The sequence below is a fragment of the Methylobacterium sp. WL18 genome (assembly GCF_008040015.1).
Classification (GTDB): Bacteria; Pseudomonadota; Alphaproteobacteria; order Rhizobiales; family Beijerinckiaceae; genus Methylobacterium; species Methylobacterium mesophilicum.
Genome location: NZ_VRVD01001045.1, coordinates 1 through 1,015 on the forward strand (window position 1 = coordinate 1; position 1,015 = coordinate 1,015).

The following is a 1,015-nucleotide window of genomic DNA, read 5'->3' on the forward strand; positions in this document are numbered from 1 at the left end:
ACGCCGTTCGCCTCGGCGAGCGCCGCCAGCGCCGCGCCGTGGCGGGCGAGCAGGGCCTTGTTGGCGGTCACCACGGTCTTGCCGGCCTGCAGCGCCGCCTCGACCACGGCCTTGGCCGACCCCTCGGCGCCGCCGATCAACTCGACCACGCAGTCGACCTCGCCGGAGCGGGCGAGCGCCACCGGATCGTCGAACCAGGTCACGCCGGCCAAGTCGAGGCCACGGTCGCGGGTCCGGTCGCGGGACGACACAGCGGCGACGCGGATGTCGAGGCCGGAGGCGGTCAGGGTGTCATGGCGGCGGGCGATCATCCGGACGACGGACGCGCCGACGGTGCCGAGCCCGGCGACGCCGATGCGGTAGCTCACTGTCATGATTCCTTCCGTGCACGGGACTCGCGATGAGCCGGGTCACCGATGCGGCGCATCTGTGCAAGAATTCCGTCCGGCCCGCAACAAAACCGGCCGCGCCCTCACGGGACCGCGGCGCGGTGCCGGATCGCCGTGACCACGAGGGCGTAGAGCACGACGGCGTTCAGGACGTGCCAGAGCGCGTGCGTGCCGATCGGCAGCGCCGCGCAGACGGATCGGTCGAGGGTGCGCGCGGTCAGCGAGACCAGGAACAGCACGCCGATCTCCGTGAGCCTCCGGCCGGTGCCGACGAAGCGGTGCTCCGGACGATCGAGCGCCGCCACGGTGAAGAGGGCGAGCGCCGCGGGCACGTAGTCGATCGATCCATGGGTCAGGGCGGAGATGTCGGACCCGCTCAGTCCGTCGAGGGTGGGGACCAGCGTGAAGCTGAACAGGACGAAGCCCGCGGTGGCCGCCTCCACCCGGATGCGCGGCAGCCTCAGGAACCGGTGCAGCGCCAAAGCCAGGTAGGCGACGATGAACAGCGTGATCGGGATGATGTCGGCATACATCGCCCAGGTCACCGCCAGGGTGTGGAACAGGAACGAGCCGCACCCCACGACGGCGATCAGCCCGGCCAGCCCCAGGCAGGCGCGGTCCGGCGG

General features: G+C 71.7%; 2 protein-coding genes. Both read right to left on the reverse strand.

Annotated features, from left to right (window positions below):
• A partial coding sequence (locus FV228_RS30780; protein ID WP_348645077.1) for a Gfo/Idh/MocA family oxidoreductase occupies nt 1-374 on the reverse strand: 374 nt, incomplete at its 3' end.
• Between the two features lie 98 nt (nt 375-472).
• Nucleotides 473-1,015: hypothetical protein (locus tag FV228_RS30785; protein ID WP_147857866.1), on the reverse strand; the 543-nt coding region annotated here is incomplete at its 5' end.